Origin of the sequence: Azospirillum melinis, assembly GCF_013340935.1 — a bacterium.
Taxonomy (GTDB): Bacteria; Pseudomonadota; Alphaproteobacteria; order Azospirillales; family Azospirillaceae; genus Azospirillum; species Azospirillum melinis.
Genome location: NZ_WHOS01000017.1, coordinates 47,073 through 69,624, shown reverse-complemented (window position 1 = coordinate 69,624; position 22,552 = coordinate 47,073). Strand labels below are relative to the sequence as shown.

Here is a 22,552-nt window from a genome sequence, read left to right as displayed (position 1 = left end):
TCATGGATTTCCTGTCGATCATCCTCGACATCCTGCTGTCGGCCGCCTTCTGGACCGCGGTGCTGCGCATCGCCACCCCCTATGTGCTGGGCACGCTGGGCGAGCTGGTGTGCGAGCGGGCCGGCGTGCTGAATCTCGGCATCGAAGGCATCATGACGCTGGGCGCCATGGCCGGCTGGATGGCGGTCTACCAGGGGGCCGACCTGTGGACCGGCGTGCTGGCAGCCGCCGCCTGCGGCGCGCTGCTCGGCCTGCTGCATGCGGCGCTGACGGTGCCGCTCGGCCTGTCGCAGCATGTGACCGGTATCGGCGTGACCCTGCTGGGCACCAGCCTGTCCTATTTCGTCTACCGCCTCGTCCTGCCGCAGGCCAGCACCCCGCCGACCGTCGAGCCGTTCCAGCCGCTGGCCCTGCCGGGAGCCCTGGCCCAGACTCCGCTGACCTACCTTGCCTTCCTGCTGGTCGCGGTCGTCGCCTATGTCCTGTACCGTACGCCGGTCGGGCTGGCGGTGCGCATGGTCGGCGAGAATCCGGCCGCCGCCGAGGCGCAGGGGCTGAACGTCACCGCCATCCGCATCGGCGCGGTGGTGGCGGGCAGCGCGCTGATGGCGCTGGCCGGTGCCTTCCTGACGCTGTCGGCCTTCAACGCCTTCTTCTTCAACATGGTCAACGGTCGCGGCTGGATCTGCATCGCGCTGGTGGTCTTCGCCTCCTGGCGGCCGGGCAAGGCTCTGCTCGGCGCCCTGCTGTTCGCGGTGTTCGACGCGCTGCAACTGCGGTTGCAGCAGGCGAGCGGCGGCGTCCTGCCCTACCAGCTGTTCCTGATGATGCCCTATCTGCTGAGCATCCTGGCGCTGGTGCTGGTGGCCCGCCGGGCCTCCTACCCACGTGCCCTGATGATCCCGTACCGCAAAGGAGAACGCTGATGTTCGACCTGATCCTGCGCCGCGCCACCCTGCCGGATGGCCGCAGCGGCATCGACATCGGCATCAAGGACGGCCGCATCGCCGCGGTGGAAGCGAATCTGGCGGGCGAAGCGGCGGCGGAGATCGACGCCACCGGCCGGCTGGTCAGCCCGCCCTTCGTCGATGCCCATTTCCATATGGACAGCACGCTCAGCTATGGCCTGCCGCGGGTGAACCAGAGCGGCACCCTGCTGGAAGGCATCGCGCTGTGGGGCGAGCTGAAGCCGCAGCTGGTGCAGGACGCCATCGTCGAGCGGGCGCTCGCTTACTGCGACTGGGCGGTCGGGCGCGGGCTGCTGGCGATCCGCAGCCATGTCGACATCTGCGATCCGCGCCTGCTGGCCACCGAGGCGCTGCTGGACGTCAAGAAGCGCGTCGCCCCCTATCTCGATCTGCAGCTGGTCGCCTTCCCGCAGGACGGCGTTCTCCGCTCGGCCGGAGCCAAGGAGTTGTTGATCCGGGCGCTCGACATGGGCGTCGACGTGGTCGGCGGCATCCCGCATTTCGAGCGCACCATGGCTGATGGCGCAGCTTCGGTCCGGCTGCTCTGCGAGATCGCGGCGGAACGCGGGCTGCTGGTCGACATGCATTGCGACGAGAGCGACGACCCGCTGTCCCGCCATGTCGAGACGCTGGCCTACGAGACGCAGCGGCTGGGGCTGCACGGCCGGGTGACGGGGTCGCATCTGACCTCCATGCACTCGATGGACAATTACTATGTCTCCAAGCTCATCCCGCTGATGGCGGAGGCGCGGCTGGGGGTGATCGCCAATCCGCTGATCAACATCGTCCTCCAGGGCCGCCACGACACCTATCCCAAGCGCCGCGGCATGACCCGCGTGCCGGAGCTGATGGCGGCCGGACTGACCGTCGCCTTCGGACATGACTGCGTGATGGATCCCTGGTATCCGCTGGGCTCCGGCGAAATGCTGGAGGTGGCGCATATGGGCCTGCATGTCGGCCAGATGACCGGCCAGGACGGCATCAAGGCCGCCTTCGACGCGGTGACTGTCAACCCGGCCAATCTGCTGCACCTGGACGGCTACGGGCTGGAGCCCGGCTGCAACGCCGATCTGGTGGTGCTCCAGGCCGGCAACCCGGTGGAGGCGATCCGCACCCGCGCCGCCCGCCTGTTCGTGCTGCGCCGCGGCCGGATCGTCAGCCGCTGCGAACCGGTGCAGGCGAAGCTCGGCCTGCCGGGTCGGCCGGAAACGGTCGATTTCCTGCTGAACCGGGGTTGAGAGCGAGCCAGCGCCAATGTGGCTCAGCCTGACCGCGCATGCCCGCTTAACGATTCAAGAGCGGGGGTTGGCTCTTGAATGGGTCGAGCGCCATTGAGGGCCCCGACAGGATCGAAGCCGACCCCAGCGGACCGGACGTATGGCGGTCGTTCAAGGCAATCCCGGAAGCCGGCAACCGGATCATCCGGGTTGTTCATCGACGGGACGGTGCGGATATACTGGTCATCACGGCCTTTCTCGACCGGGGAGCCAAGCTATGAACTCGCGATACGATCCCGAAGCCGACGCGCTGTTCGTGCGCTTTTCGGAGGGCACCATCATCGATTCCCAGGAGGTCGCGCCGGGCATCATTCTGGATTTCGACGATCAGAACCGGATCGTCGCTCTCGAAGTTCTCAACGCAAAAGAGAAGATGGCAGCCGGCGCAATACCCATCGCCGCAGAGTAAGAACCCGGAAAAAGCCCGCCGGAACGGCCGTTCCGGCGGGCTTTTTTCCAGGCTGAAAGCCGTTACGCCTTCAGGAAGTCCCGCAGCGCGTCGGCCACCGCGCGCATTTCCTGCTCGGTGCCGATGGTGACGCGCAGGCAGCTCGGCAGGCCGTAGGACGGCATCTGGCGGACCAGGATGCCGCGGGCCTTGAGGAACTGGCGAGCGGCCTCGGCGTCGTCCTTGCCGGCGGGCTGGCCCTTGAAATCGACCAGCACGAAGTTGGTCACGCTGGGGTGCACCGTCAGGCCCAGCTCCCGCACGGTGGCGGAGAACCACTCGCGCCACTGCTCATTGTGGCGGCGGGAGCGGTCGAGGAACTCGGCATCCTCAACCGCGGCGACGCCGGCGACATGGGCGGCATTCGACACGTTGAAGGGACCGCGCACCCGGTTCAGCACGTCGACGATCCCGGCCGGCCCATAGCACCAGCCGATGCGCAGCGAGCCCAACGCGAAGATCTTCGAGAAGGTGCGGGTCATCACCACGTTGGGGAACTGCTCTACCAGCTCCTCGCCGGCGGTGTAGTCGTCCTTGTTCATGTATTCGGCATAGGCCGCGTCGATGACCAGGATAACGTCCGGCGGCAGGCCGGCATGCAGACGCGCCACCTCCGACGCCGGCAGATAGGTGCCGGTCGGGTTGTTCGGGTTGGCGAGGAAGACCAGACGGGTGCGCGGGGTGACGCGGGCCAGCAGATTGTCGACGCTGGCGGTCAGCCCGTCCTCCGGCGCGGTCACCGGGGTGGCGCCGACCGACTTGGCACCGATCGGATACATCAGGAAGCCGTACTGCGAATACAGCACCTCGTCGCCCGGCCCGGCATAGGAACGGATCAGCAGGCTGATGATCTCGTCCGACCCGGCGCCGCAGACGATGCGGTCGGCATCCAGGTTGAAGCGCTTGGCGATGGCGCCGCGCAGCGCCGCCGAGCCGCCGTCCGGATAGCGGTGCAGCGTGGAGGCCGCCGCCGCGTAGGCGTCCATCGCCTTCGGGCTCGGCCCCAGCGCCCCTTCGTTGGAGGCGAGGCGGATATGACCCTGATGCTCGCCGCCGACATAGGCGGCGATGTCGAGAATCCCCGGACGCGGCTGCGGGCCGTTCGGCTGGGTCATGGTCTGCTTACCTTCCGACGATGGTGGATGGGCGGTTCATGGATGGGGTGGAACAGGATGGAACACTGCCGACGGCACTGTTCCATTGTTTCACGGAGGGCCGGCAGGATAAGGCAGGAGCCGCCCCGGCGGCTCGCCTCATTCGCGCACATCAGCCCAGAGCGAGCGGCACGGCATAGCCGCCGACGACGTTGACCCGCACCGGGATGTCGCCCGAGCGTTCCAGCAGCTTGGCGAGGCGGGGGTCGCCCTGCCCGACGAAGTCGGCGATCTCGACCAGATGGACCGACGGGCCGCCGCCGCTCATCCCGGTGGCGTGGCCGGCCGGATGCCAGGTGCAGAAGCCGACCGGCGGCAGGCCGCAGGCCTCCAGCGAATCCTTCAGCCGTCCGCGGCTGAGGTCGCCGCCGATCTCGATGCTCAGCAGCGTGCGGTCGTCGCCGGTCGGCTCGTGCGGGACGGCGGCGATGGCGAGCGCGTCGCGGTTCTCGCCGCGGGCATTGCCGCGCCCGCCGAAGGGCAGACGCGCCACCACCTGCGGCCGGCCGGCGTCGGCCGACACCAGGAAGCGCCACCAGGGATCGGAATCGTCCTCGGCCGGATAGGGCACTACGGCGACGGTCGCCGTCCCTTCCGACACGGCGCGGAGCGCTGCGGCCGGGGTGTTGACGGCGGTCATCGGCACGAAGCCGCCGAAATGGTCGCGGGCGACGTCCCAGAAGCCGCGGCGGTCTTCCGGCGCATAGACGGCGACGGCGAAGGGTCCCTGCATGCGGGTGAAGGCGGTGATCATCTCCCGCCAGATGCGGACGACGACCTGGGCGGGGAAGGTGCCGGCATGGCGGGCCATCAGGCGGCGCAGGATCGTCGCCTCCCGCGCCGGGCGGAGGAAGACGGGCTGGGCACCGGTTTCGGCCGCGCCATTGCCCTTGGCCGCCCCGATGCGTTCCACCACGGCGGCGCGGCGCATCAGCAGGTCATGGATCGCGTCGTCGATCTGGTCGATTTCGCGGCGCAAATCGTCGAGCGGGGTCCGGGCGGAAGCCATGGGTCAAAAAACCATCGAATGCAGAGCCGGTTAGTAGTAGTCCGCATGCGCCCTGAAATCAAAGAAAACATTGACACTCCGAAGGCCGGCTTCGTAGCTATACGCTCCCGTTCCGCCACAGCTCCCTGACGGTTTCCATCAAGGCGCCGTAAGGCTTCCGACAAGGCACGAAACGAGATGTCCGCGGCCCTCGACAGCTCCGCCCCCAACGCTCCCGCCCACGACCCCAATGAACAGGTCATGCCGGGCAAGCGCGTGCGTCTGGCGGTCGACCGGCCGATGCGGCTGGACAGCGGGGTGGAGATCGGCGGCTTCCAGATCGCCTACCAGACCTACGGCACGCTGAACGCCGACAAGTCCAACGCGATCTTCATCTGCCACGCCCTGACCGGCGACCATTTCGTCATGGAGAGGCATCCGGTCACCGGCAAGCCCGGCTGGTGGGAGATGCTGGTCGGCCCCGGCAAGCCGGTGGACACCGACCGCTATTTCGTCATCTGCTCCAACGTGCTGGGCGGCTGCCTGGGCAGCACCGGGCCGAAGGATGTCGATCCTGCCACCGGCCAGCCCTATGGCCTGTCCTTCCCGGTGGTGACCATCGGCGACATGGTGCGGGCGCAGAAGCTGCTGGTCGAGCATCTCGGCATCGAGAAGCTGTTCTGCGTCATCGGCGGCTCGATGGGCGGCATGCAGGTGCTGCAATGGGCGGTCGCCTATCCCGAATCGGTGTTCGCCGCGGTGCCCATCGCCACCGCCGCCCGCCATTCGGCGCAGAACATCGCCTTCCACGAGGTCGGGCGCCAGGCGATCATGGCCGACCCGGAATGGCGCGGCGGCAACTATCTGCTGGAAGGCACCAGGCCGGAGGCCGGTCTGGCCGTCGCCCGCATGGCGGCGCACATCACCTACCTGTCCGAAACGGCCCTGCACCGCAAGTTCGGCCGCAATTTGCAGGACCGCAAGGCGATCACCTACGGCTTCGACGCCGATTTCCAAGTGGAAAGCTACCTGCGCTACCAAGGGGCGGCCTTCGTCGAGCGGTTCGACGCCAACTCCTATCTCTACATCACGCGGGCGATGGATTATTTCGACCTCGCCGCCGACGCCGGGGGCACGCTGGCCAACGCCTTCCGGCCGGGGGGCAAGACCACGCCGGTGCGCTTCTGCCTTGCCAGCTTCTCCAGCGACTGGCTGTTCCCGACCTCGGAATCGCGGGCCATTGTGCATGCGCTGAACGCCGTCGCTGCGAATGTCAGCTTCGTGGAGATCGAGACCGACAAGGGCCACGACGCCTTCCTGCTGGACGAGCCGGAGTTCCATCAGGTCATCCACGGCTTCCTGGAGGGCTGCGCCGAGCATCGCGGCCTGTCCGTCCGCCGCCGCGCGCGTTGAGTGGGGCAAAAGGACCGACCATGGTGGACATTCGCGACGACCTGAAGCTGATCGCCGAGATGGTGGAGCCGAACAGCCGCGTGCTGGACGTCGGCTGCGGCGACGGCGCCCTGCTGGATTACCTATCCCACACCAAGAATGTCGACGGGCGCGGCATCGAACTGAGCATGGACGGCGTGCGCCAGTGCGTGGCGCACGGCCTGTCGGTGATCCAGGGCGATGCCGAGACCGACCTGAAGGACTATCCGGCGGAGGCGTTCGATTACGTCATCCTGGGCCAGACGCTTCAGGCGATGAAGCAGCCTCGCGACGTGCTGGAGATGCTGTGCCGCATCGGCCGACGCGCCATCGTGTCGGTGCCGAATTTCGGCTATTGGCGCGTCCGCATGCAGCTGATGCTGACCGGCCGCATGCCGGTGACGGAAAAGCTGGGCTACCAGTGGTGGGAAACGCCCAACATCCATTTCTGCACGCTGCGCGACTTCGTCGTGCTGACGGAGGAGATGGGCATCACCATCGAGCAGACCCGCATCATCGACCGCGCCGGCCGGGTGACCAGCCACGCCCATTCCGGCTTCGCCAACCTGCTGGGCGAACAGGGCGTCTTCCTGCTGCGACGGAACGGCTGAGGTTTTCGGGCCGGAGTGTGGGAACCTTCCGCCTCCATGCTTGTTCATGATATGTTCCTTTTTGAGAGGCACGGATCATGACGACCAAGCACACCGCCGATAATCACGCCGCCGACCGGCACGACCATGCCGACCACGAGAATCCGAAGACCGGCGACGATCATTCCAACCGCGACAAGAACCCCGACGACTGGACCACCGGCGACGAGCCGATGACCGGCGCCCAGGCCTCGTACCTGAAGACGCTGAGCGAAGAGGCTGGCGAATCCTTCGATGACGGCCTGACCAAGGCGGAAGCGTCCAAGCGCATCGACGCGCTTCAGGACAAGACCGGGCGCGGGAAATAAGTCAGGCGGCAACCTGCGGGCGGGTTCCGCTGTTAACCAGGGCGATACCGAATCCGAACGGAAGGGTCGCCCTCATGCTCCGCCCCCTCATGCTTGTTCCGGCCGCGGCGCTGCTGCTGACCGGCACCGCTTTTGCCCAGACCGCGCCGGGCGTCGCCACCTCGCCGCCGCTGATGACCGCGCCGCGTCCGGACGACCAGCCGGCAACCGGGCAGATCGCCTCCCCGCCCGGGGTCAGCGGCGAAGCGCCGTCGCATGAGGTCGAAAACCCCGCCCCACCTGTGACGGGCGCGCAGGGCTCGTCGCCGCCGGTGGCGGCGTTGCCCTCCGCAGCACTCAATCCCGAGCAGGCGCGGGCGATGGTGGGGACGGAGTTGCGCACCCGCGACGGGCAGATGGCCGGCCGCATCCTCGACTTCACCATGGACCGGAGCGGCGACCGGATCGACCGCATCGTGGTGGCGCCGAACGAGGTGCGGGGGCTGGGCGAGAAGCTGGTGGCTGTGCCGGCAGGCACGCTCGCCAACGGTCCCGACGGGCCGATGCTGGACATCGGACAGGCCGACCTCGGCAAGGCGCCGACCTTCGCCTATGGCGACGAGCCGACGCTGACCCGGCCGGAAAGCCAGCAGCCCAAGCCGTAATCGGTCAGGCGGCCGGGCGGCGGCGGAAGATGCCGGTCAGGCAGGCAACGAGGCACAACCCGGCGCCCAGCCACAGCACCACGACGCTGCCGTCTGCCTTGCCGATGGCGGTGAAGACCAGTCCGACCGTGGCGGCGCCCAGCGTCTGGCCCAACAGCCGGCCGGTCGCCTGGATGCCGCTGGCGCCGCCGCTGCGCTCCTTCGGCGCGCTGCTGACCAGCACCTTGTTGTTCGGGGTCTGGAACAGGCCGAAGCCGAAGCCGGCCAACGCCATCCGCCAGACCACATCCAGCGTCGACGGGTCGGACGGCAGCAGCGCCATCAAAGCGAGACCGGCGGCGAAGGCCAGCAGGCCCGCCGCCGCCAGCCGCGTCGGCTCGTAGCGGTCGGCCAGCCGGCCGGAGATCGGGGCGACCAGCGCCACCACCAGCGGCCAGGGCGTCATCAGCAGGCCGGATTCGGTCAGCGACCGGTTCAGCACATCTTCGAAGAAGAAGGGCATCGCGACGAAGACGATGTTCTGCGAGGCGAAGGAACAGACCGAAGTCACGACCGTCAGGGCGAAGACCGGACGGCGCAGCAGATCCACCGGCAGCAACGGCGCCGCCTGTGCCAGTTCACGGCGCACCAGCGTCGCCCCGAGCGCCAGGGCCGCCAGCAGTTCCGCCGCCACCAGCCAGTAGGGCTGGCTGCCGTCCACCCCCTTGAAGCCGACGATCAGCAGGCCGAGCATGCCGGCGTTCAGCGCGGCGCTCAGCCAGTCGAAGCGGTGACCGGCCGGGTTCGACGCCGGCATCGCCCGCGCCGCCACCGCCAGAGCCGCCAGCCCCAGCGGCACATTGATGGCGAACAGCCAGGGCCAAGAGGCCACCGACAGGATCAGCGCCGCAAGGCTGGGCCCCGCCGCGGAGGACACCGCGACGATCATCGCGTTGTAGCCGACGCCGCGGCCGAGATGGGTGGACGGGTAGATGTGGCGGACCAGCGCCAGATTGACGCTCATGATCCCGGCGCCGCCGATGCCCTGCACCACGCGGGCGGCGGTCAGCACCGGCAGGTTCGGCGACAGCGCGCAGGCCAGCGACGCCACGGTGAAGACCGCCAGCCCGAACCAGTAGACCTTGCGGTAACCGATGATGTCGCCCAGCGACGCGAACGGGAACAGCGAGACGGTGACCGCCAGCTGATAGGCGTTGACCACCCAGATCGCGCTGGCGGCATCGACCGCGAACTCGCGCTGGATGGTCGGCAGGGCGATGTTGGCGACCACGCCGTCCAGCACCGCCATGATCAACGCGACGGTCATCGCCGCCATCGCCCAATAGCGCTGCGGGATCGGCAGTCCGTCGGACGCCGTCACGGGCGGCTTGCGGGTCGCGGATTGGGCGGGGGCGAGAGGCTGGATGGGAAGATCTGGCATGGTGGGGATCAGCATAGAGTCCGATCCACTCTGCGCGGTCGCAGCAATTTCGCATGAAAGCATTGCGGAGGCCGAGCGCAAGGCTGGATCCATGTCCGGCCGGAACCCCTCCCCCGCCCTTCTGTTGGAAGAAAACGCGAGCCAACAAAAGGAGCGCCACCATGACCAAGCACATCCCGCCCGTCCCGCCCGAGGGCCGCAGCGACAAGGGAGGCACCAAGGGGGGCCCCGGCGAGCCGGCGACCAGCGCCTCGCCCGATGACGGCGCCGGCAACCGCGGCGCACCCAACACCAAGGAACAGGGCCAACCCGGCAATACCCGGCAAAACACCACCCACCAGGGCTACCAGCAGGATCGGTGAGGCATGAGCAAGCGCAATGAGGCGACCGACCGCCACCATGGCGGTCCCGGCAGCAGCCAGCAGAACGCCGACAAGCCGGCGGCCAATCCGGAAAAGCACCCGCATCCGGGTGAGCCGACCAACGGCCGCCAGTCCGGCAGCTCCAGCGGCGGCGGCGAACGCGACCTCCACCACACGCACGATCCTAAGACGAAGCGATAGGGGGTGGAAGGCCCTCTCCCGCCCCGGGAGAGGGAGGGGACCCGCGCCGCAGGCGTGGGGAGGGTGAGGGGTTATCCGGACATGGAGCCCCTGATCCTTGGATCACCCCTCACCCTTCCCAAGCTTCGCTTGGGCCCCTTCCCTCTCCCGGCGCGGGAGAGGGATACTCCCCTTACGACGCCAGATCCTTCAAGATCGGGCAGTCGGGCCGCTCGTCGCCGTGGCAGGCGTCGGCAAGCTCGTGCAGCGTGTCGCGCATCGCCTGCAATTCGGCGATCTTCGCCTCCAGTTCGTCGATGTGCTGGAGCGCGATCCGCTTGACCTCCGAGCTGCACCGCGAGCGGTCCTGCCACAGCCCGACCAGCTTCTGGATGCGCTCGATCCCGAAGCCCAGCGTGCGCGCCCGCTTGACGAAACGCAGCACATTCACATCGCGGTCGCTGTAGACGCGATAACCCGACGCCGTCCGCCCGGCCTCCGGGATCAGGCCGATGGATTCGTAATAGCGGATCAGCTTGGCGTTGACGCCCGACGCCTTGGCGGCGTCGCCGATGGTCATGCCGTCCTTCATCATGCGTCCTCGTTTTTCGGCGGCGTCCAGCCGCGCAGGGTCAGGGCGTTCACCACCACGCTGACCGAACTCAGCGCCATCGCCGCTCCCGCCAGCACCGGGCTGAGGTTGCCCGACGCTGCCAGCGGGATGCTGATCACATTGTAGGCGAAGGCCCAGAACAGCCCCTGGCGGATCTTCGCATAAGTCCGGCGCGACACGTCGATGGAGCCGGCGACCAGACGCGGGTCGCCACGCATCAGGGTGACGCTGGCGCTGTGCATCGCCACATCGGTGCCGGTCGCCATGGCGATGCCGACATCGGCGGCAGCCAGCGCCGGCGCATCGTTGATGCCGTCGCCGACCATGCCGACGATTTTCCCCTCCCCCTTCAAGGTCGCGACCACGGCGGCCTTGTCGCCCGGCAGCACCTCGGCGAACACCCGCTCGATGCCGAGCGCCGCAGCGACTGAACGGGCGGCACCCTGGCCGTCGCCGGTCACCATCACCGGCTCCACCCCCTGCGCCTTCAGCGAGGCGATGGCGGTGACGGCACTCTCCTTCACCGTGTCGCCGAAGGCGACGAGGCCGAGCAGGCGCGGCGTCTCGCCGACCTCAATCAGCCAGGACAGGGTGCGTCCGTTCGCCGACAGGTCCTCCGCCCGCGCGGCGAGGGCGCCCGGCTGCAAGCCGGCCTCCGCCACCGCGCGGGCATTGCCGAGTTGCAGGCGCCGTCCCGCCACCGTGCCGGCGACGCCGCGGCCGGGCAGCGCGCGGAAATCGCCCGCCGATCCCGGCGCCATGCCGGCGGCGGCGGCGCGGTCGCGCAGCGCATGGGCGAGCGGATGCTCGCTGCCGGCCTGGAGGGCGGCGGCAAGGCGCAGCAGGGTTTCGCCGTCGGTGCCGTCTGCGGGGATCAGGTCGGTGACGCGCGGCTTGCCTTCGGTCAGCGTGCCGGTCTTGTCGAAGGCGACGGCGGTCAGGGCATGGGCGCGCTCCAGCGCCTCGGCGTCCTTGATGAGGATGCCATGGCGGGCGGCGACGCCGGTGCCGACCATGATCGCGGTCGGCGTCGCCAGACCGAGCGCGCAGGGGCAGGCGATGACCAGCACCGAGACGGCGGTGACGATGGCGGTTTCCAGATCGCCGCCGACGATCCACCAGCCGGCGAGCGTCAGCGCCGCCACCGCCAGAACCGCCGGGACGAACACGGCGCTGACCCGGTCGACCAGCCGCTGGATCGGCGCCTTCGACGCCTGGGCGCCCTCCACCATGCGGACGATCTGCGCCAGCATGGTCTCGGTGCCGACCGCCGTGGTCTCGACCACCAGCAGGCCGTCGCCGTTGATCGAGCCGCCGGTGACGCGGGCACCGGGCTCCTTGTCGACCGGCAGGCTCTCGCCGGTCAGCATCGATTCGTCGACGCCGCCGCTGCCCTCGACCACCCGGCCGTCGACCGGCACCCGCTCGCCGGGGCGGACCGCCACATGGTCGCCGACACGGACGCGCTCCACCGGCACCTCGGTCTCGACGCCGTCGCGGCGCAGACGGGCGGTTGCCGGGCGCAAATCCATCAGGGCGCGGATCGCCGCCGCGGTCTGGCCCTTGGCCCGCGCCTCCAGCCATTTGCCGAACAGCACGAAGGTGATCAGCACCGACGAGGCTTCGAAATAGAGATGCGGCTCGTGGCCGGCATGCGCGGTCAGCATCAGGTAGAGGCTGAGCCCCCAGGCTGCCGAGGTGCCGAGCGCCACCAGCAGATCCATGTTGCCGGCCCCCGCCCGCAGCGCGTTCCAGCCGGCGCGGTAGAAGCGCGCGCCGAGCCAGAACTGCACGACGCTGGCAAGCCCCAGCTGGACCGGACCCGGCAGCATCCAGTCGGCCCCGAACAGGTCGCCGGCCATGCCGGCCAGCAGCGGCAGCGACAGCGCCGCGGCGATCAGCACATGGTGCAGCTCGCGCCGGCTGCGGTCGGCCCGCAGCTCCTCTTCCGCCTGTTCGCCGCCTTGGGTGACCGGAGCCGCGCCATAGCCGACCTTTTCCACCGCGGCGACCAGATCGGCGGTGTCCAGGCTGCCGGCGAAGGCGACGACATGGGCGCGCTCGGTCGCCAGATTGACCGACGCCGACTCCACGCCGGGCAAGCGGTTCAGCGCCTTTTCCACCCGACCGGAGCAGGATGCGCAGGTCATGCCGGTGACCGACAGATCGAACTCGCGCCGTTCGGCGTGGAAGCCGGCGGCCTCGACCGCCTGCGCCGCGGCCCTGGCGTCGGGCGGACCGGCGAAGCTCAGCCTCGCCCGCTCCGTCGCCAGATTGACCGCCACGGCGGTGACGCCCGGCACCCGGCCCAGCGCCTTCTCCACCCGGCGGACGCAGGAGGCGCAGGTCATGCCCGACACGCCGAGGTCGAGATCGGCGGTGGCTGAGGGGCTGCTGCTGTGCTGGGTCGTGGTCATGCCGGTTCTCCTTCGATTCCGCTCGGCATGACGGGATATGGGGCTTCCAGCAATTGGAAGGTCAAGGGGCGGATCGCCGCAGATTGGCCGCTCCCTGAACAAATGGTTCCTGAACAAATCGCCGGAGAGGGCGTTCGTCTCCTGACCGCCGCGCAACTTGCCCGAAGGGACCAGCCCCTTGACCCGCCTGACCATCGCCGAGGCGCAGATCCGCGTTTCCCACATGCTGACCCATGACGTGGTAGAGGATCTGCGGGCCGTCGAGTATGAGACGCCGCCGCTGGCCGATGCTCCGTCCGCCACGCCGCTGAGCGAACTGCGGCGGGCGGAGGTCAGCTTCAGCCACGCCCCGGGTTCGCCCGACTGCCTCTACCGCATCGGCGCCTTCGGCGATTCGCTGCTGATGCGGCTTCAGCTGAATGTCCGGCGCTTCGTCGCGCTCTACCAGGTGCCGGTGAAGGACCCCATCGACAGCAACACCATCGCCCCGCATTTCGAACGCTGGGCCATCGGCGCCGGCCATGCCGGCTGGACCATCGGCTGGCGCGACGGCGTCGACCCCTGGAAGCAGGACATCCGGGTGGTGGAGACCTATTGCTACGCCATGCTGCCGGAAGACTTCCTGGACGAACCACTGACCCAGCTCTACTGGCGCACCGACCTGCTGCAGATGACCCGCGCCTTCATGCTGGAAGCGCGGCGGATGGGCATCCGGCTGTCTGTGCCCGACACGGTGTAGCGGAGGTTCCGGGAGCGGAGGTTTTGCTTGGCGCGGCCGGGGCGGCTGTGCTCAATCGGTGGGCACACGACCTTGCCCGAGTCCGACCATGCCGCCGCTTCCCATTCCGATGCCGACCGACCTCTCCGCCCTGCTGACGGTGATGGATTTCATCGGCGTGTTCGTCTTCGGCCTCAGCGGCGGCACGCTGGCGGTGCGCAAGCGGCTGGACCTGTTCGGGGTGATGGTCCTGTCGCTGGCGGCGGCGCTGGCCGGCGGCGTGGTGCGCGACCTGCTGATCGGCGCGCTGCCGCCGGCCAGCCTGCATGACGACCGCTATCTGATGGTGGCGCTCGCCGCCGGGATGACCGCCTTCCTGTTCCACAAGCCGATCAACCGGCTGGGCAAGCCGGTGATGGTGCTGGATGCCGCCGGGCTGGCGCTGTTCACCGTCGCCGGCTGTGGCAAGGCGCTGTCCTATGGCTTGAGCCCGTTGCCGGCCGCCCTGCTGGGAGCGCTGACCGCCTGCGGCGGCGGAGCGGTGCGCGATCTGCTGGTCGCCGAGGTGCCGCGGGTGCTGCGCGAGGAAATCTACGCCATGGCCTCGCTGCTGGGGGCCGCGGTGGTGATCGCTGGCCAGCGGCTGGACCTGCCGCCGGTGCCGGTCGCGGTGGTCGGCGCGCTGGCGGTGTTCGTGCTGCGTGTGGTCAGCGTGCTGCGCAACTGGAGCGCACCCAGGGCGCCGGGGAGTTGAGGTAGGCCCTCTCCCGCCCCGGGAGAGGGAGGGGACCCGCGCCGAAGGCGTGGGGAGGGTCAGGGGTGATCCGAACATGGACCCGATTCTTGGAATCCCCCTCACCCTTCCCATGCTCCGCATGCGCCCCTTCCCTCTCCCGGGACGGGAGAGGGAGAGTCAGGGACGCTTCACATCAAGCCCGCTTGCCCCAGCCCGGCATCGGGAACACCGGGTCGGCTTCGGCCGACGCCTTCGGCAGCACCACGGTCGGGCGCAGCTTGTGGTTCTGGATACAGGCGGAGATCAGGTTGGTGTTCTGGCCCTTGTCGTCGAAGGTGATCGCCGGGCCGACCATCAGCTTGTCCGACAGGTTGGTCTGGCGCAGGGCCGCCAGCATCGCCGACGCTTCCGCCGTGCCGGCGCGCTTGAAGGCGTCGGCGGCAATCAGGATCGCCTCGAAGGTGAAGGCGACGTTGAAGGCATAGCCCTCGAACCGGTCGTTCGGGAACTGCTTCTTGAAGGCCGCCTCGACCCGCTTGGTCATCGCCGCCTTGGGGTCGTACCAGGGCAGGTTGGTGATGGCGTAGTCGGCGTACTTGCCCAGCACCTTGTAGAACTGCTCGTCATAGAGGCCGGGCGAACCGGGGGAGACGATGCCCTTGGGCTCCCAGCGCTGCTTCACCATCTCGCGCACCATCATGATGGCGTCGTTGGCGCGGGTGGTGACGATGGCAAGCTCGGCCCCGGTGCCCTTGGCCTTCGCCACCTCGACCGCCAGATCCTGTGCCTTGGGATCGTAGGAGATCGACTCCACGATCTGGAACGGCATGTCCAGCTTGGGGAACAGCGCGTCGATGGCGGCCTTGTTCGCCATGCCGAAGGTGTCGTTGGCGTGCAGGAACACGGCCGTCTTCGGGGTGGTGCCGGTGGCGGCGAACAGGTCCTTCATCAGCGACATCCCATTCGACACCAGCATGGTGGAGGTCGGGAAGTTGCGGAAGACGGTCTTGTAGCCTTGCTCGGTCAGCTTGTCGGCGGCGGCGATGTTCATCACCAGCGGCACGCCGCGCTGTTCGCAGACCTGGGCGGCGGCGGCGGTCTGGCCGCTGTCGAAGGCGCCGACGATGACATGGGCGCCGTCGTTGATCAGCTTTTCCGTGCGCGAACGGGCGACGTCGGCGTTCGATTCGGTGTCGGCCGACAACACCTCGACCTTGTAGCCGAGTTCGGACAGCACCGCAGGCGCGATGTCGGCGCCGCGCTGGCAGGCCTGACCGGCCTGGGCCAGCAGGCCGGAACGCGGCAGCAGCACGCCGACCTTCAGCGTGGTGTCCTGCGCGAAGACCGGCGCACGGCCGAAGCCGGCCAGCACGCCGCCGGCGATGGCGGCCTGCCCCAGCGTGCGGCGGGTAAGGGCGAGTCCTCCGGTGGAACGGTTCTTATGGTCGTTGGTCATGATGCTGCGGGGGCCTTTTTTGGCTGGACGCACTGCGGATCGGATCCGCTCTGATCGACCGAAGAGTTCACCGCGTCCCCCCTCCGTGTCAAAGTGGAATCGCCGACACCCTTCGTTTCGCAATGGCCCTTCATTTCGCAATGGATTGAAACCGCATGCCCGCCAGCGGCCGGACCGTCACCCTCGACGAAGCGCTCGCCATCGCGCTCGACCACCTCAGATCCGGCCGGCTTGCCGAGGGCTGGGACCTGTACGCCCTCATCCTCGATGCCGATCCCGGCAACGCCGAGGCGCTGCACCGGATGGGCTTCATCGCCGGCCGACGGGGCGACATGGACCGCGCGCTGGACCTGCTGACCCGCTCGGTGGAGCGGGCGCCGGATGCCGACGCGCTGTTCAACCTCGGCACCATCCATCACCGCGCGCTGAGGACGGAGGAGGCCATCGTCACCTACCGCCGGTCCCTGGCGCTGCGCCCCGATTTTCCCGACTGCGAATATCATCTGAGCGAAGCCTTGCAAGGTGCCGGACGGCTGGAGGAGGCACTGGCGGCGCTGGACATGCTGCTGGGCCGCCACCCCCATTTCCCCGCCGGCTGGCGCCAGCATGGCGACATCGCGGCCGATCTGGGCCGTCCCGGTGCCGCGGTGCATTTCTACGAGATGGCGCTGGCGCTGAACCCAGCCGACGAGCAGTCGCAGGAGAGGGTGGCGGTGCAGGAGGCCGCCTTCCGCACCCGGCAGGCGGCGATGGCGGCGCGGCTGCCGGACGGGCGGCACGACCTTCGCGACACCACCATCCTGATCCCCTTCCGCGCCGACAGCGACGACCGCAAGCGCAACCTGCGCTGGATCGTCGGCTTCCTGCTGAAGCATGTCGACGCACCCGTGCTGATCGGCGAGGACCGGGACGGGCCGAGCGACGTGCCCGACGCGCTCGGCCCCGATCTTACCGCCCGCTGCCGCCATCTGCACCTGCGCGGCAACGACACGCCCTTCACCCACAAGGCTCACCTGATCAACCGCATGGTCGAGGCGGCGGAAACCCCCATCGTCGCCCTGCACGACACCGACATCGTGGTTGACCCGATTCAGTATGTGCTGGCGCGCGACCGGGTGCGGCAGGGCGGCGGGCTGGTGTTTCCCTACAATGGGCTGTTCTTCCGGATCATGGGGCAGGAGGTTCAGCGCTTCGGCTATACGCTGTCGGCTGCCCCGCTGAATGTCGTCTGTCCGCGTTTTTCGCTGATCCACCGCAACTCTCCCGGCGGCGGCGCCTTTTTCGACCGGGAGCGGCTGCTAGCCAATGGCGGCTACAACGAAGCCTTCCTGTCCTGGGGGTACGAGGATGACGAGATCGTCGAACGCTTCGTCCGGCTGGGCCTGAGCGTGGAGCGGGTGCCCGGTCCGCTCTATCACCTGGAACATGAGCGGCCGGCGAACTCGTCGGAGCAGAATCCGTTCTTCGCGGCCAACCGGGCGGAACTGGACCGCGTGTGTGCCGCCGACAGTGGTACTTTGCGGGCCGACATCGCCTCCGGACGGCTGCGCCGGCCGCTGCTGTCGTCGCGCGACCTTGCCACCCCTCCTCCATCGCCTCGAATGGGGTGAATGCAGTGCAACAGAAGAAGCCCCCTTCGCCCCCTTGAAGAGCCGGCGGTCCGGACACAGCTGAGTGGGTGCATTGTGACAAAATCGAGAACTGCCGCGTGTTGAGCTTGGCACGGAAACTGTGGGCTGATGCCACGTCGGGCGTTTCCCCGGCCGGGCGGACAGGACCGGCAACGGTGCCGCGCGGCATGCGCGTCTATGCGGTCGGCGACATCCATGGCCGGCTCGACCTGCTCGACCAGATGCTGGGCCAGATCGCCCGCGATGCCGATCAGGCGCCGAACCTGCTGAAATACCTCGTCTTCCTCGGCGATTACGTCGACCGCGGCCCGGATTCGCGGCTGGTGATCGAACGGCTGGCCTGCGGGCTGCCGCCGGCCTTCGGCGCCGTGTTCCTGCGCGGCAACCACGAGGACACGATGCTGGGCTTCCTGTCCGACCTGCGCGTCGCCCCCGGCTGGCTGACCTATGGCGGCGACGCGACCCTGGAGAGCTACGGCATCCCGGCCCCCGACCCCGATGCGCCGGTGGAGCATCTGCAACAGGCCCAGTTGATGCTGAACAGCCTGCTGCCCGCCCATCACCGCGCCTTCCTGACGGGCCTGCGCAACCATCTGACCATCGGCGACTACCACTTCGTCCATGCCGGCGTCCGCCCCGGCGTCCAGCTCGACCGGCAGGAGGACCAGGACCGGCTGTGGATCCGCGAGGCCTTCCTGGCGTCGCGCGCCGACCATGGCAAAATAGTCGTCCATGGCCACACCATCGCGCCGGAGCCGGAACTGCTGCCCAACCGCATCGGCATCGACACCGGCGCCTACGCCACCAACCGCCTGACCGCCCTGGTGCTGGAAGGGACGGAGCGGCGGTTCCTGTGCACGGTGTGAGAAGGCGGCTGGCCGGAATTGGGGGAGTCGGCGCCGGGGCAAAGGCTAAAAAGCACATCTGCCCCAATGGAAACGTCCAGCCGGCGTTTCACGGCGCATAATAGCCGGCTTCGACGCGAGCGTGCCCGCGCATCCCGCGGCACGCCCACGCCTCACCTCAGGGAGGGGCACATGGATCGCCAAGCGGATCGCCAAGCCATATACCAGGAAATCACGGACATCTTCGGGCTGGTTCCATCCTTCTTCAAGGAACTGCCCGACACCACCATCGAAGCCGAATGGCGCCTGTTCAAGGCCGTGCAGGTCGATGACGGGCCGATCCCCCAGAAATACCGTGAACTGATCGGTCTGGGGATTGCCGCCGTCATGAAGTGCCGGTACTGCGCCTTCTACCATACGGCACTCGCCAAGCTGTTCGGCGCGACGCAGGACGAGATCGAGGCCGCCGTTCATTACGCGAAGTCCAGCGCGGGCTGGAGCGCCTACCTGAATGGCATGCAGGTGGATTACGACACATTCACACGGGAGGTCGATCAGGCCTGCGACCATGTGCGGAGCCAGATGTCGCAGCAGCAGCGCGCCGCCTGACGAGGCAGCCAATACGGCACCAGCCCTGAAACGACGAAAGGCTTCCGGATCACTCCGGAAGCCTTTGTCTTTATGGTCGGAGAGAGAGGATTCGAACCTCCGGCCCCTGCCTCCCGAAAGCAGTGCTCTACCAGGCTGAGCTACTCTCCGGTCCTGTCACCGCTGGCCGGTCACCCTTAAGTGCGCCGTCCGTCGGTGGAGCGGGTGTATAAACGGTTCCGGCCGGCGACGCAATGCAAAGTCACAGCCCGGCCGCTGCATTTTTGCCATGCCATTTTGTAGGGCTGTTTTGCAGGGGCATTTTACCCGGCTGTTCCGCCCTGCCGGACGACAGCCCTGAAACGACGAAGGGCTCCCGGATTTCTCCGGAAGCCCTTGTCTTTATGGTCGGAGAGAGAGGATTCGAACCTCCGGCCCCTGCCTCCCGAAAGCAGTGCTCTACCAGGCTGAGCTACTCTCCGGTCCTGTCACCGTCGGCCTGTCACCCTGAGGTGCGCCGTCCGCCGGTGGAGGGGGTGTATAAACGGTCCGGGTCGGGGGCGCAACGCAAAAAATGCGTCATCGTCAAAAAGATCCGGACCGTCGATCCACCCTCTCCGCAGCCTTGTCAGAAATCGCGATCGATCACGAAATCAATGACTTCCAGCAGCGCCTGCTTGACCGGCCCGTCGGCGAACAGGCCCAGGCTGTCACGGGCGATGGAGCCGTAATGGCGCGCACGCTCCACCGTGTCCTTCAGGGCGTTGTGGCGGGCCATCAGCGCCTGGGCACGCTCCAGGTCGCCGTCCTTCTGGTCGAGGTCTTCCATTACCCGGCGCCAGAAGGCGCGTTCCTCGTCGTTGCCGCGGCGGAAGGCCAGCACGACCGGCAGGGTGATCTTGCCCTCGCGGAAATCGTCGCCGACCGTCTTGCCCAGCTTCGCCTGCAAGGCCGAGTAGTCCAGCACGTCGTCGACCAGCTGGAAGGCGATGCCGAGATTCATGCCGTAGTCGTAGAGCGCCATCTCCTCCGCCTGCGGGCGGTTGGCGACGACGGCGCCGACACGGCAGGCGGCGGCGAACAGTTCGGCCGTCTTGCCCTTGATGACTTCGAGATAGGCCTGCTCGCTGGTCTCGGTGTCGTTGGTGGTGCGCAGCTGCAGCACCTCGCCCTCGGCGATGATGGCGGACGCGCCGGACAGGATGCGCAGCACGTCGAGCGACTGCACCTCCACCATCATCTCGAAGGCGCGGGAGAACAGGAAATCGCCGACCAGCACGCTGGCCTTGTTGCCGAACACCGCGTTGGCCGAGGCCATGCCGCGGCGCAGGTCGCTCTCGTCGACCACGTCGTCGTGCAGCAGGGTCGCGCTGTGGATGAACTCCACCACCGCGGCCAGCAGCCGGTGATGCTCGCCCTGGTAGCCGCACAGATTGGCGGCGGCCAGCGTCAGCACCGGACGCAGGCGCTTGCCGCCGGCGGCGATCAGATAGCCCGCCAGCTGGGGAATCATCTCGACCTGCGACTGCATGCGGTCGAGGATGATCTGGTTGACGGCGCTGAGGTCCTCGGCCACCAAAGCGGTCAGGTCGTCGAGCGGGGTAGACTTGCGCCGTTTCGGCTCGAAGTTGGTCACGACCGCCAAGGTCGACTCCACAGATGATTGACGCCAGAATTTGCGCTAGGGAGCATAACGGCCTAGGCTCTTCGGTCAAGTCCGCAGGGGGCCGTTATTTCGAGACGCCCGTCCTTTCGAGAAACCATGACCGAACTGCTGCGCACCACCGATCCCGTCCGCCTGTCCTGGCTGGTCGCCCTGCTTGCCGATGCCGGGATCGAGGCCATCGTGCTGGACAGCTATACCAGCATCCTCGAGGGGTCCATCGGCGCCATTCCCCGCCGGCTGATGGTCGATACGGACGACGCCGCACAGGCCGTCCGCATCCTGCGCGAGGCCGGCGAAGCGTGAACCGCCCGATCATGCCGATTTCGGAACAAAGCATCGAAGCGCCAGTGAATTTACCCGCCGATTTCCTGCTGAACGGCCGGGTCAGGCTGCTCCAGCCCGAGGGCGGCTATCGCGCCGCCATCGATCCGGTCTTCCTCGCCGCGGTCACCGCCGCCCGCGACGGCGAGCGGGTTCTGGATGTCGGCACCGGCACCGGGGCTGCGGCACTGTGCCTCGCCGTCCGGGTGCCGGGGGTGGCGGTGGTCGGGCTGGAACAGCGGGCCGACGCCTGCGCCTTCGCCCGCCGCAATGCCGCGCTCAGCGGTGTCGCGGAGCGGGTGACGGTGGTGGAAGGCGACCTGCTGGCACCGCCGGATGCGCTCCGCGGCGCCGGTTTCGACCGGGTGATGATGAATCCGCCCTATTTGAAGGTGGGGGCCGCCAGCATCCCGCCCGACGGCTGGAAGGCCGCCGCGAATGTGGAAGGGGCGGCGCAGCTGGCCGACTGGGTGCGCTTCGCCGGCCGCATGCTGAAGCCGCGCGGCACTCTGACCATGGTCCACCGGGCCGACCGGATCGAGGACATCCTGCACGCGCTGCGCGGCCGGTTCGGCAGCCTGGTCCTGGTGCCGCTGTGGCCCAAGCCGGGGGTGGAGGCCAAGCGGCTGCTGCTGGTCGCCCGCAAGGGCGGCAGGGCGCCGGCCCGGCTGACCGCGGGGCTGACGGTGCACAAGGCCGAAGGCGGCTACAGCCCGGAGGCGGAGCGGGTGCTGCGCGATGCGGAAGCGTTGGCGTTCTAGCCGTTTTTTTAGCGGGGGCGGAGCCTTTCAATCGGGAGACTTCAATCCCATCTCTGCCGGCATGAGCCTGAAATCCCTCCTCGCCAAACTCCCCTTCGGCCCCTGGCGCAAGGCCGGGCCGCTGGTGTCCGTCGTCCGCCTGACCGGGGTCATCGGCCAGGGCGGTCCGCTCCGCTCCGGCCTGACACTGGCCGGCGTCGCCCCGCTGCTGGAGCGCGCCTTCGCGCCCAAGGACCAGAAGGCGGTGGCGCTGATCGTCAACTCGCCGGGCGGGTCGCCGGTGCAGTCGGCGTTGATCGCCAAGCGGATCCGCGATCTGGCGGAAGAGAAGAAGGTGCCGGTCTTCGCCTTCTGCGAGGATGCCGCAGCCTCGGGCGGCTACTGGCTGGCCTGCGCGGCGGACGAGATCTGGGCCGACGAAAGCTCCATCGTCGGCTCCATCGGCGTGGTGTCGTCCGGTTTCGGGCTGCATGCGCTGATCGAACGCCACGGCATCGAACGGCGCCTCTACACCGCCGGCGACAAGAAGGTGCTGCTCGACCCCTTCTCGCCGGAGCGGGAGGACGGGGTCGCCCATCTGAAGGCCCTCCAGGCCGACGTGCACGAGGCGTTCAAGGCGATGGTGCGCACGCGGCGCGGCAGCCGGCTGACCGGACCGGAGGAGGAGCTGTTCTCCGGCGCCTTCTGGGCCGGGCGGAGGGCGCTGGCGCTCGGGCTGATCGACGGGCTGGGCGACATCCGCTCGGTCATGCGCGGCCGCTTCGGCGAGAAGGTCCGGCTGCGCGTGGTGCAGCAGGAGCGCGGCATGCTGCGGCGGCTGGGGCTGCGCGCCGGGATGGGGTCCGGATACGGCAACGCCCCGGCCATGGAAGCCGGGGCGCATGAGGCCTTCGCCGATGCCCTGGTCGCGGCCGCCCGCACCTCTCTCGACGAGTGGGCGGCCTGGGCGAGGCTGGGGCGTTGAGGAGAA

General features: G+C 68.4%; 24 protein-coding genes and 2 tRNA genes. 17 read left to right on the top strand and 9 right to left on the bottom strand.

Annotated elements, in window-relative coordinates:
- Positions 1-2 precede the first annotated feature (2 nt).
- From GBZ48_RS15075 to GBZ48_RS15065, 3 genes are all read left to right on the top strand, one after another.
- Positions 3-926, top strand: a complete 924-nt coding sequence (locus GBZ48_RS15075; RefSeq protein WP_109050142.1) for an ABC transporter permease — start codon at positions 3-5, stop codon at positions 924-926.
- Positions 926-2,206 (top strand): amidohydrolase family protein, encoded by a 1,281-nt coding sequence (locus tag GBZ48_RS15070; RefSeq protein ID WP_174471778.1) that lies wholly within the window; start codon positions 926-928, stop codon positions 2,204-2,206. The genes GBZ48_RS15075 and GBZ48_RS15070 overlap by 1 nt, the downstream gene beginning before the upstream one ends.
- Positions 2,207-2,462: 256 nt before the next feature.
- Positions 2,463-2,654, top strand: coding sequence for a DUF2283 domain-containing protein (locus tag GBZ48_RS15065; protein ID WP_014188100.1), 192 nt, complete (start codon positions 2,463-2,465; stop codon positions 2,652-2,654).
- Between the two features lie 62 nt (positions 2,655-2,716).
- Here the strand turns inward: GBZ48_RS15065 and hisC are convergent, their stop codons facing one another.
- Positions 2,717-3,808, bottom strand: coding sequence for a histidinol-phosphate transaminase (gene hisC / locus GBZ48_RS15060; RefSeq protein WP_174471777.1), 1,092 nt, complete (start codon positions 3,806-3,808; stop codon positions 2,717-2,719).
- Between the two features lie 151 nt (positions 3,809-3,959).
- Positions 3,960-4,856 carry a chorismate mutase gene (gene pheA / locus GBZ48_RS15055; protein WP_098737531.1) on the bottom strand — a complete coding sequence of 299 codons (897 nt, stop codon included), beginning with the start codon at positions 4,854-4,856 and terminating at the stop codon, positions 3,960-3,962.
- A 177-nt stretch (positions 4,857-5,033) separates the two neighbouring features.
- Between pheA and metX the strand changes: the two genes are divergently transcribed.
- From metX to GBZ48_RS15035, 4 genes are all read left to right on the top strand, one after another.
- Positions 5,034-6,248, top strand: coding sequence for a homoserine O-acetyltransferase MetX (metX, locus tag GBZ48_RS15050; RefSeq protein WP_246307197.1), 1,215 nt, complete (start codon positions 5,034-5,036; stop codon positions 6,246-6,248).
- 20 nt (positions 6,249-6,268) lie between these two features.
- Positions 6,269-6,877 (top strand): methionine biosynthesis protein MetW, encoded by a 609-nt coding sequence (gene metW / locus GBZ48_RS15045; protein ID WP_174471776.1) that lies wholly within the window; start codon positions 6,269-6,271, stop codon positions 6,875-6,877.
- 77 nt (positions 6,878-6,954) lie between these two features.
- On the top strand, positions 6,955-7,224 hold the full coding sequence (locus tag GBZ48_RS15040; RefSeq protein ID WP_174471775.1) for a DUF3072 domain-containing protein: 270 nt from the start codon (positions 6,955-6,957) through the stop codon (positions 7,222-7,224).
- Positions 7,225-7,298: 74 nt separating this feature from the next.
- Positions 7,299-7,868 carry a PRC-barrel domain-containing protein gene (locus tag GBZ48_RS15035; protein WP_174471774.1) on the top strand — a complete coding sequence of 190 codons (570 nt, stop codon included), beginning with the start codon at positions 7,299-7,301 and terminating at the stop codon, positions 7,866-7,868.
- A 4-nt stretch (positions 7,869-7,872) separates the two neighbouring features.
- On the opposite strand, the gene GBZ48_RS15030 is transcribed toward GBZ48_RS15035, so the two are convergent.
- Entirely contained in the window at positions 7,873-9,288 is a 1,416-nt protein-coding gene (locus GBZ48_RS15030; RefSeq protein WP_174471773.1) for an MFS transporter, read from the bottom strand.
- 161 nt (positions 9,289-9,449) lie between these two features.
- On the opposite strand from GBZ48_RS15030, the gene GBZ48_RS15025 reads away from it, so the two are divergent.
- Both GBZ48_RS15025 and GBZ48_RS15020 read left to right on the top strand, forming a co-directional pair.
- Complete coding sequence (locus tag GBZ48_RS15025) at positions 9,450-9,650, top strand: hypothetical protein (RefSeq protein WP_174471772.1); 201 nt, start codon at positions 9,450-9,452, stop codon at positions 9,648-9,650.
- Positions 9,651-9,653: 3 nt separating this feature from the next.
- Positions 9,654-9,851 carry a hypothetical protein gene (locus GBZ48_RS15020; RefSeq protein ID WP_174471771.1) on the top strand — a complete coding sequence of 66 codons (198 nt, stop codon included), beginning with the start codon at positions 9,654-9,656 and terminating at the stop codon, positions 9,849-9,851.
- A 172-nt stretch (positions 9,852-10,023) separates the two neighbouring features.
- Here GBZ48_RS15020 and cueR read toward each other — a convergent pair whose 3' ends face one another.
- Positions 10,024-10,425, bottom strand: a complete 402-nt coding sequence (cueR, locus tag GBZ48_RS15015) for a Cu(I)-responsive transcriptional regulator (RefSeq protein ID WP_425485996.1) — start codon at positions 10,423-10,425, stop codon at positions 10,024-10,026.
- Positions 10,422-12,860 carry a heavy metal translocating P-type ATPase gene (locus GBZ48_RS15010; protein WP_174471770.1) on the bottom strand — a complete coding sequence of 813 codons (2,439 nt, stop codon included), beginning with the start codon at positions 12,858-12,860 and terminating at the stop codon, positions 10,422-10,424. Before GBZ48_RS15010 ends, cueR begins: the two co-directional genes overlap by 4 nt.
- 178 nt (positions 12,861-13,038) lie before the next feature.
- Here GBZ48_RS15010 and GBZ48_RS15005 point away from each other — a divergent pair, with 178 nt between their 5' ends.
- Positions 13,039-13,599 carry a hypothetical protein gene (locus GBZ48_RS15005; RefSeq protein WP_174471769.1) on the top strand — a complete coding sequence of 187 codons (561 nt, stop codon included), beginning with the start codon at positions 13,039-13,041 and terminating at the stop codon, positions 13,597-13,599.
- 88 nt (positions 13,600-13,687) lie between these two features.
- Complete coding sequence (locus GBZ48_RS15000; protein ID WP_174471768.1) at positions 13,688-14,332, top strand: trimeric intracellular cation channel family protein; 645 nt, start codon at positions 13,688-13,690, stop codon at positions 14,330-14,332.
- A gap of 175 nt (positions 14,333-14,507) precedes the next feature.
- Here GBZ48_RS15000 and GBZ48_RS14995 read toward each other — a convergent pair whose 3' ends face one another.
- Complete coding sequence (locus GBZ48_RS14995) at positions 14,508-15,770, bottom strand: ABC transporter substrate-binding protein (RefSeq protein WP_174471767.1); 1,263 nt, start codon at positions 15,768-15,770, stop codon at positions 14,508-14,510.
- Between the two features lie 155 nt (positions 15,771-15,925).
- Between GBZ48_RS14995 and GBZ48_RS14990 the strand changes: the two genes are divergently transcribed.
- The 3 genes from GBZ48_RS14990 to GBZ48_RS14980 all read left to right on the top strand — a co-directional run bounded on the left by GBZ48_RS14990 (position 15,926) and on the right by GBZ48_RS14980 (position 18,855).
- The gene (locus GBZ48_RS14990) at positions 15,926-17,380 is read left to right on the top strand and encodes a tetratricopeptide repeat protein (RefSeq protein ID WP_174471766.1); all 1,455 of its coding nucleotides are present in this window, start codon (positions 15,926-15,928) and stop codon (positions 17,378-17,380) included.
- Positions 17,381-17,556: 176 nt separating this feature from the next.
- The gene (locus tag GBZ48_RS14985; protein ID WP_425485995.1) at positions 17,557-18,267 is read left to right on the top strand and encodes a metallophosphoesterase family protein; all 711 of its coding nucleotides are present in this window, start codon (positions 17,557-17,559) and stop codon (positions 18,265-18,267) included.
- A 171-nt stretch (positions 18,268-18,438) separates the two neighbouring features.
- A complete protein-coding gene (locus GBZ48_RS14980; protein ID WP_174471764.1) occupies positions 18,439-18,855 on the top strand; it encodes a carboxymuconolactone decarboxylase family protein in 417 nt (138 codons plus the stop codon).
- A gap of 73 nt (positions 18,856-18,928) precedes the next feature.
- Here GBZ48_RS14980 and GBZ48_RS14975 read toward each other — a convergent pair.
- The 3 genes from GBZ48_RS14975 to GBZ48_RS14965 all read right to left on the bottom strand — a co-directional run bounded on the left by GBZ48_RS14975 (position 18,929) and on the right by GBZ48_RS14965 (position 20,479).
- Positions 18,929-19,005: transfer RNA gene (locus GBZ48_RS14975), tRNA-Pro, on the bottom strand.
- A 234-nt stretch (positions 19,006-19,239) separates the two neighbouring features.
- Positions 19,240-19,316 (bottom strand) — tRNA-Pro (locus GBZ48_RS14970).
- A gap of 146 nt (positions 19,317-19,462) precedes the next feature.
- Positions 19,463-20,479, bottom strand: coding sequence for a polyprenyl synthetase family protein (locus tag GBZ48_RS14965; RefSeq protein ID WP_174471763.1), 1,017 nt, complete (start codon positions 20,477-20,479; stop codon positions 19,463-19,465).
- Positions 20,480-20,596: 117 nt separating this feature from the next.
- On the opposite strand from GBZ48_RS14965, the gene GBZ48_RS14960 reads away from it, so the two are divergent.
- From GBZ48_RS14960 to GBZ48_RS14950, 3 genes are all read left to right on the top strand, one after another.
- Positions 20,597-20,803, top strand: a complete 207-nt coding sequence (locus tag GBZ48_RS14960; RefSeq protein ID WP_109449728.1) for a putative signal transducing protein — start codon at positions 20,597-20,599, stop codon at positions 20,801-20,803.
- An 11-nt stretch (positions 20,804-20,814) separates the two neighbouring features.
- Positions 20,815-21,582, top strand: a complete 768-nt coding sequence (locus GBZ48_RS14955; RefSeq protein WP_174471762.1) for a tRNA1(Val) (adenine(37)-N6)-methyltransferase — start codon at positions 20,815-20,817, stop codon at positions 21,580-21,582.
- 61 nt (positions 21,583-21,643) lie between these two features.
- On the top strand, positions 21,644-22,546 hold the full coding sequence (locus GBZ48_RS14950; protein ID WP_174471761.1) for a S49 family peptidase: 903 nt from the start codon (positions 21,644-21,646) through the stop codon (positions 22,544-22,546).
- Positions 22,547-22,552 lie beyond the last annotated feature (6 nt).

What these genes read in the sequence shown, in the direction of transcription:
- hisC (WP_174471777.1), bottom strand. Translation starts at nt 3,808, where the DNA reads ATGACCCAGCCGAACGGCCCGCAGCCGCGTCCGGGGATTCTCGACATC.
- GBZ48_RS15020 (WP_174471771.1), top strand. Translation starts at nt 9,654, where the DNA reads ATGAGCAAGCGCAATGAGGCGACCGACCGCCACCATGGCGGTCCCGGC.
- GBZ48_RS14980 (WP_174471764.1), top strand. Translation starts at nt 18,439, where the DNA reads ATGGATCGCCAAGCGGATCGCCAAGCCATATACCAGGAAATCACGGAC.
- GBZ48_RS14995 (WP_174471767.1), bottom strand. Translation starts at nt 15,770, where the DNA reads ATGACCAACGACCATAAGAACCGTTCCACCGGAGGACTCGCCCTTACC.
- GBZ48_RS14990 (WP_174471766.1), top strand. Translation starts at nt 15,926, where the DNA reads ATGCCCGCCAGCGGCCGGACCGTCACCCTCGACGAAGCGCTCGCCATC.
- cueR (WP_425485996.1), bottom strand. Translation starts at nt 10,425, where the DNA reads ATGATGAAGGACGGCATGACCATCGGCGACGCCGCCAAGGCGTCGGGC.
- metX (WP_246307197.1), top strand. Translation starts at nt 5,034, where the DNA reads ATGTCCGCGGCCCTCGACAGCTCCGCCCCCAACGCTCCCGCCCACGAC.
- GBZ48_RS15035 (WP_174471774.1), top strand. Translation starts at nt 7,299, where the DNA reads ATGCTCCGCCCCCTCATGCTTGTTCCGGCCGCGGCGCTGCTGCTGACC.
- GBZ48_RS15070 (WP_174471778.1), top strand. Translation starts at nt 926, where the DNA reads ATGTTCGACCTGATCCTGCGCCGCGCCACCCTGCCGGATGGCCGCAGC.
- pheA (WP_098737531.1), bottom strand. Translation starts at nt 4,856, where the DNA reads ATGGCTTCCGCCCGGACCCCGCTCGACGATTTGCGCCGCGAAATCGAC.
- GBZ48_RS14960 (WP_109449728.1), top strand. Translation starts at nt 20,597, where the DNA reads ATGACCGAACTGCTGCGCACCACCGATCCCGTCCGCCTGTCCTGGCTG.
- GBZ48_RS15075 (WP_109050142.1), top strand. Translation starts at nt 3, where the DNA reads ATGGATTTCCTGTCGATCATCCTCGACATCCTGCTGTCGGCCGCCTTC.
- GBZ48_RS14950 (WP_174471761.1), top strand. Translation starts at nt 21,644, where the DNA reads ATGAGCCTGAAATCCCTCCTCGCCAAACTCCCCTTCGGCCCCTGGCGC.
- GBZ48_RS15010 (WP_174471770.1), bottom strand. Translation starts at nt 12,860, where the DNA reads ATGACCACGACCCAGCACAGCAGCAGCCCCTCAGCCACCGCCGATCTC.
- GBZ48_RS15000 (WP_174471768.1), top strand. Translation starts at nt 13,688, where the DNA reads ATGCCGCCGCTTCCCATTCCGATGCCGACCGACCTCTCCGCCCTGCTG.
- GBZ48_RS14955 (WP_174471762.1), top strand. Translation starts at nt 20,815, where the DNA reads ATGCCGATTTCGGAACAAAGCATCGAAGCGCCAGTGAATTTACCCGCC.
- GBZ48_RS15030 (WP_174471773.1), bottom strand. Translation starts at nt 9,288, where the DNA reads ATGCCAGATCTTCCCATCCAGCCTCTCGCCCCCGCCCAATCCGCGACC.
- GBZ48_RS15040 (WP_174471775.1), top strand. Translation starts at nt 6,955, where the DNA reads ATGACGACCAAGCACACCGCCGATAATCACGCCGCCGACCGGCACGAC.
- GBZ48_RS15025 (WP_174471772.1), top strand. Translation starts at nt 9,450, where the DNA reads ATGACCAAGCACATCCCGCCCGTCCCGCCCGAGGGCCGCAGCGACAAG.
- metW (WP_174471776.1), top strand. Translation starts at nt 6,269, where the DNA reads ATGGTGGACATTCGCGACGACCTGAAGCTGATCGCCGAGATGGTGGAG.
- GBZ48_RS15065 (WP_014188100.1), top strand. Translation starts at nt 2,463, where the DNA reads ATGAACTCGCGATACGATCCCGAAGCCGACGCGCTGTTCGTGCGCTTT.